The organism is Caulobacter sp. B11, from assembly GCF_002737765.1.
In the GTDB taxonomy this organism is placed as follows: domain Bacteria; phylum Pseudomonadota; class Alphaproteobacteria; order Caulobacterales; family Caulobacteraceae; genus Caulobacter.
In genome coordinates this window covers 1-6,134 of the sequence record NZ_PEGG01000275.1, presented here as the reverse complement: position 1 = coordinate 6,134, position 6,134 = coordinate 1, and the positions used below count along the sequence as shown (strand labels likewise).

Annotated in this window: 4 protein-coding genes; all 4 read left to right on the top strand. The window is 68.1% G+C overall.

Translation table 11 applies throughout. The annotated features are described in order from the left end of the window. Positions 1-2,494, top strand: a 2,494-nt coding sequence (locus CSW58_RS10950; RefSeq protein ID WP_099447310.1) for a TonB-dependent receptor, incomplete at its 5' end; no start/stop codon positions are given. A 24-nt stretch (positions 2,495-2,518) separates the two neighbouring features. Continuing rightward, on the top strand, positions 2,519-3,445 hold the full coding sequence (locus CSW58_RS10945) for a tripartite tricarboxylate transporter substrate binding protein (RefSeq protein WP_099447309.1): 927 nt from the start codon (positions 2,519-2,521) through the stop codon (positions 3,443-3,445). A gap of 578 nt (positions 3,446-4,023) precedes the next feature. Further along, positions 4,024-5,397, top strand: coding sequence for a tripartite tricarboxylate transporter permease (locus CSW58_RS10940; RefSeq protein WP_099447308.1), 1,374 nt, complete (start codon positions 4,024-4,026; stop codon positions 5,395-5,397). Further along, a complete protein-coding gene (locus CSW58_RS10935) occupies positions 5,394-6,134 on the top strand; it encodes a bifunctional 2-polyprenyl-6-hydroxyphenol methylase/3-demethylubiquinol 3-O-methyltransferase UbiG (protein WP_099447307.1) in 741 nt (246 codons plus the stop codon). Before CSW58_RS10940 ends, CSW58_RS10935 begins: the two co-directional genes overlap by 4 nt.

Below are 6,134 nucleotides of genomic sequence, written 5' to 3'. Positions count from 1 at the left end.
GCTGTCGCCAGATTTCACCCGCGTACGGATCAATGGCCTTGAAGCCCTGGCCACCACAGGCGGCAAGGACCTTGGCGGCGGCGGTGCGGCGCCAATCGGGGACGCGGTTTTCGACTTCCAGGTGTTCGCTTCCGAAACTGTGTTCAATCGCGTCACCGTGCGCAAGTCCCAGGCGGCCGAGACCGAGGAAGGCTCCCTGGGGGCCACGGTCGACCTGCGCGGTGCCCTGCCGTTCGACTACCCCGGCCTGACGGCGGCAGGCGGGGTTCAGTACGGCTACAATGACCTGTCGCGCAGCTTCGACCCGCGCGCCACCGCCCTGGTCAGCGACACCTGGTTCGAAGGCCGGCTCGGCGCCCTGGTCTCGGTGGCCTACAGCGCCCGCGAGATCCTGGAAGAAGGCCCCGGCACCGGTCGCTGGGAAAACCCCTCGGTGCCGACCAATGCCGGCGGCTGTTTCCGCAGCCCCGGCCCGTGCAACACGCCGGCGGGGACCTACAGCGCGGTCAATGCCGCCTGGCACGCCCGCACCCCCCGCTATGCCCGCCTTCAGTATGAGTGGGAGCGCCTGGGCGCCACCGCCGCGCTGCAGTTTCGTCCCGACGACCAGACCCTGATCACCCTGACCGGCCTCTATGCCAAGGTCGGCGGCGAGCGGCACGAGGACTATCTCGAAACCTATCTGACCCGCCCGCTGCAGGGCGTCGACAAGATCGACGTCAGCAACGCCGTCATCGACGGCAAGAACCAGCTGATCTCGGCCACCTTCAACAATGTCGATGTCCGCACCGAGAGCCGGTATGATGAGCTCTCCAGCACCTTCAATCAGGTGTCGCTGGAGATCGAGCGCCGGTTTGGCGAGCGGCTGAAGCTGACGGCGGCCTATGGCGACGCGCGGTCGATCCAGGACAATCCGGTCCAGACCACGGTGACGTTCGAAAGCTACGACACCCCGAACTATGGCTATGATTTCTCACACGATCAGAATTTGCCGGCCATCACCTATGGCTTCGACGTCACCAGCCCGGCGTCCTGGGTCTTCAGTTCCAGCAAGGCGAAGGGCGAACCGTCCTTGCTGCGCATGCGACCCAACAAGACGACCAATCGCCTTCGCAGCGGCCGACTGGACGGCGACTTCACCCTCAATGACGCCCTGACGCTCAAGGCCGGGGTGCTGGGTAAGCAATACGATTTCGCCACCAGCGAACGCCGGCGCTTCACCACCAATGGGACCAGCGATCTCGCTGTCGCCCTGCCGGCCGGCATCAGTCTGGCCGACGTCTCGCACCTGGTGGATCCGATCGGTCGCAATCTGGGTATGCCGGCCGGCACGCCGCGCACCTGGCTGGCCCCGGATGTCGAAAAGATCATTGCCCTGCTCGATCTCAACTGCAATTGCGTCAATGCCTACGGCGACTTCCGGGTCAGTATCGACAACCAGCGCGCCGCCAATCGCGACGTGACCGAAAGGGACGTCAGCGGCTACTTGCAGCTGGATTTCGACACGAAGGTGCTCGACATGCGCCTGCGCGGCGATGTCGGCGTTCGCTATGCCCGCACCGACATGACCGCCGGCGGCTTTGTTCAGTCCAGCTTCGTGACCCTGTCGCACACCTACGAGGATGTCCTGCCCGCCCTCAACCTGGTGCTCGAGCCGCGGGATGACCTGCTGGTCCGGTTCAGCGTCGCCAAGGTAATGTCGCGGCCGCAGCTGCCGTACCTCACGCCGGGCGGCACGATCAGCAACACCGCGCGCAGCATCACGATCGGCAATCCGGACCTGGACCCCATCCGCGCCACGACCTTCGACTTGAACCTCGAATGGTACCCGGGCGCCGAGACGATCCTGTCTGTCGGCCTGTTCCTCAAGGACCTGAGGTCCTACATCCAGTCCTCTTCGGTCACGCTGCCTTACAGCGCCACCGGCTTTCCGAACGGCTTGCTGACCAACAACAACACCCCCGCCACCCTCTTCCAGATCGCGACGCTGGAAAACACGGCCGGCGGCGAACTGAAGGGTTACGAGGTCAGCCTGCAAAAGCCGTTCAGCTTCCTGCCGGCGCCCTTCGACCGGCTCGGGGTGATCGCCAACTACACCCACGCCCAGTCCGAGATCACCTACATCACTGACGCCGCCTCGACGCCCCAGCGCGTCACCGTCATGCCCCTGGTGGGCCTATCGCCGCATTCCTGGAACGCCACGCTCTACTACGAAGGCGACGCCCTGAGCGGGCGCGTGTCGGCGGCCTATCGGGACAGCTATATCGGCTCGGTGCCGGGCGGCAACGGCAACGACGCGCGGGGCAAGGCGGAAAGCCTGACCGTGGACGCCGCCGCGACCTTCAAGCTTTCAAGGCGCGCCACCTTGACGCTCGAAGCCTTGAACCTCACCGACGTGTTCGACGAAAGGTGGATTTCCCGCGAGCGACTGAGCATGGAAGAATACACCCATACCGGCCGCCAGTTTTACCTCGGGGTTCGCTATCGCTTCTGAAGACCACCGCGCCGGAGACGGGCCATGCTGACGAGAAGAGCCTTTGCCGCCGGCGCGCTTTCCGCCAGCGCGGCAAGCTGCGCGCCCGCGCGGTCGCAGCCCCTGCACATCCTGATCGGCTCCACGCCCGGCGCAGCCTCGGATCGGATCGCCCGCATCCTGGCGCGCCACATCACCAGGAAGTTCGGGCAGCCGGTGGAAGTCAGCAATGAAGGGCGCGCCAACGGCAAGATGGCGTCCCAAAGGCTCGTCGCCGCCAAGCCGAACGGCCTGACCATCGGCTTCCTGTCGACGGGCCTGCTCTATGGGGCGTTGCTGCACGACTCGGGCGGGGCCGACAGCCTGGACAAGATCCAGTGGCTCGGCAGCCTGAACTATGATCGCCGGGTGCTGATCGTGACCAAGGCCAGCGGGGTCGAGCGTTTCGAAGACCTGATTGGCCGCCGCAAGCCCTTGATTCTCATCTGCGGGGCGACCTCCCAATCGTCCTATTATGAGTGCAGGATCCTGGACTATCTGACCGACGCCAATGTCCGGATCGTCCCGGGCTTCCGGGGTGGAACCCGAAACCTGGCGCTTATTTCTGGCGAAGGCGAGGCCGTGATCGGCACGCTGGACGGGCTGGAACCTGCGCTGGAACAGGCCGGTTCGAAGATCATCCTGAGAATGAACCGCCTGCCCGTGCTTGGGCTGAGCGCCGAGAAGGGAAGCCAGGCCCCGACGATCGATCGGTTCGCCAAGGGCCCGGATGCCGAGCCCCTGATCGACCTGATGAACGCCCACGCCCAGTTAGGTCGGATCGTCGGCCTGCCGCCCGGCACGCCGCCCGACCTGGTCGCCCAGTGGCGAGAGCGCTTCGCGGCCGTCATCGCGGATCCTGCCTTTCACCGAAGCCAATGCGGCCGGATTTCTGCTGGAGCCGACCCCGGCCCGCGGTCAACGCCACCCTGAGTCGGCTTCTGTCGACCGGCGCCAACGGGGTCGGGGCCGCATGGGCCGGGCCATGGCTTGCCAGGACGGCGCGACTTGCGCGTGACGTCGTGAGCGCGCCTTTTTTCAGTTTCTGGCGGCTTCCGCCTCGCCCGGGCAAGTGCTGCTGGCCCTGAAAGTCGGCACCCTGGCCGGCCTGGTCGCCGGCCTGACCCGGGCGTCAATGGACGGTCGGACTGCTGCTGGTCACCCCGCTGGCGGTGACCATGGGGCCGGTCGCCGGGCGGTGTTCCTGGTGGCCTTCCATTCGTTGTCCACACCTCCGGCTCTGTGCCGGCCATCCTCCTCGGCGTGCCCACCTCGGCCACCGAGGCCGCGACGTGATCGACGACGCCAACCCGAAGGGCGAGAGCGCCCGGGCGATCGGGGCGACCCTCGGCTCGTCGGTCCGGCGGGGTCATCGGCGCCCTGCTGTGTTGACCCTGGCGCCGGTCGCCCTCGGCGCGGCGCGCCATTCGGGGCCCCCGAGACGGCGCCATGGTCGCTGATGGGCCTGCTGGCGATCTCGGCCCTGTCGGGCGGCAGCATGGCCGCGGCTGATGGTCGCCAGTCTGGGGGTGATCATCGCCGCCATCGGGTTGGACGCCTTCAGCGGCTACCCCCGCTTCACCTTCGGCACGATGGCCCTGTGGGACGGGATCAATTCCCGCCCCGTGGTCAAGGCCTGTTTCGTGGTTCCCGAGCTGGCGGTGCGCTTCGCCTCCGTGCCTCGCGGCCTCAAGGACGGCGCCGGACTGGGCGCGGTGATGGCGGGGTTTGTTGAAACCCTGAGTCATCGCTGGCTACTCCTGCGGACCTCGCTGCTCGGCGCCCTGGTCGGGATGGCGCCCGGCCTGGGCGCCAGCGTCGCGGTGTGGATCGCCTATGGCCACGCCCGTCAGACCGAGCCCTCGGTCGTGCCGTATGGCGAGGGGGCGATCGCCGGGGTCATCGCGCCGGAAGCGGCCAACAACGCCAAGGAGGGCGGAGCCCTGGCCCCCGCCCTGTTCTTTGGCGTGCCCAGCTCGTCCGGCATGGGCATCCTGCTGGCGGCCTTCAGCGTGCTCGGAGTCGAGGTCGGCCCGCGCATGCTCGATACCAATCCGGGCTTCGTCTATCTGATGGGCCTGACCAATATCGGCTCCAACCTGCTGGCCGCGCCGATCTGTATCCTGCTGGCCCCGGCCATGGCCCGGTTCGCCTCGATCCGGGGCGAGGCCGTCGCGCCTATGGCCCTGGCGGCGGGGGTGGCGGCCACCTTGATGACCGCCCCCGGGGCCGAGACCCTGGCGATGATCGCGGTGTTCTCGGTGATCGGCCTGCTCCTGAAGGCGGCCCACCTGCCACGCGCGCCGCTGCTGCTCGGCTTCATCCTGGCCCCCGCCCTGGAATCGGGCGTCGTGCGGTCGATGATGATCCAGGGCTGGTCGGCCTTCACCCGGCCCGGCGTGGTCAGCATCCTGCTGATCGCGGTGGGCGTGGCGGCCTACGCCCTGTGGTCCCGGTCGCGGCCCCGCGCGGTCGCGCCGCCCAAGGCGCCCGACGCCCCGACCCGCTGGCTGCCGGCGGCGATCGGTCTGGTGGCGACCCTCCTGCTGCTGGCGATCCTGGACCTGGCCAAGGCGCCGCTGACCGCGCGGACTCTGCCGAGCCTGGCCGCAGCCATCGGCCTGGGCGCGGCCGGCGTCTGCGCCTGGCGCCTCTGGCGCGGCCGTCGCCAGGCCCGCAAGGCCTTCGAAGGCTATGACCTTCTGGTTCTGGGCCTGTTTGGCGCGATGCTGTTCCTGGCGGCCCTGATCGATATCGCGATCGCGGCGGCGCTGTTCGCCTTCGCCACACTGGCGAGCCGGGCCAAGCTGAGCTATCGCGTCGCCGCGGCGGCGGCCTGCGGACTCGGTGGACTGATCTGGTGCCTTGAAAGGCTTGGACAATGAACGAACGTCTGGCGATTGACGACCTGATGGGCCAGGCGCGCGAAGGCTGGCGACTGGGCGCGGCGCTCTGCACCGACTGCGGCGGCTATCACCAGGTCCGCGGCGCCCTGCGCGCCATGAAGGTCATTCGCGGCCCCGATACCGACGAGGTTCCGCTGCGAGGGCTGTTGAACGACCTCGTGCGGCCTGGGCACCGGGTGCTGATCGCCGGCGCCGGCGACCCGGGCCAGTTGCAGAGCTTCGCGGAACTGACGACCGCCCGGCCCGTGTCCCTGACCATTGTGGATCGCTGCCCCGCGCCGCTGGCGGTGATCGACCTGATCACGCCGCCGCCGGGCCTGAGCGTCACAACCCAGGTCGTCGACCTGACCCAGCTGTCGCCGACGCCGACCTATGACCTGATCCTCTCGCACTCCATGCTGCCGTTCCTGCCCGAGCCCGATCGGGTGACGATGCTGCGGCGCTTCGCCGCCGCTCTGGCGCCCGGCGGCCGCCTGCTGATCACCGTGCCGATCGTGCCGCCCAAAACCGGCGAGGAACGCCAAGCCTACAACGCCGAACGCTTGAACTGGGTGCGCGACAAGTTCGCCGCCGCGCCCGCCGTGCGCGCCTTGCTAGGCGCCGACTACGACGCCGTCGTCACCCACTATGAGGCCTCACGATCGCGCCGCACCGCGGTGTTCACCGACCTGCAGCAGGTGGTCGGGCTGATTCGAACAGGGCGGGTTCGTCGTTGA

What these genes read in the sequence shown, in the direction of transcription:
- CSW58_RS10935 (WP_099447307.1), top strand. Translation starts at nt 5,394, where the DNA reads ATGAACGAACGTCTGGCGATTGACGACCTGATGGGCCAGGCGCGCGAA.
- CSW58_RS10945 (WP_099447309.1), top strand. Translation starts at nt 2,519, where the DNA reads ATGCTGACGAGAAGAGCCTTTGCCGCCGGCGCGCTTTCCGCCAGCGCG.
- CSW58_RS10940 (WP_099447308.1), top strand. Translation starts at nt 4,024, where the DNA reads ATGGTCGCCAGTCTGGGGGTGATCATCGCCGCCATCGGGTTGGACGCC.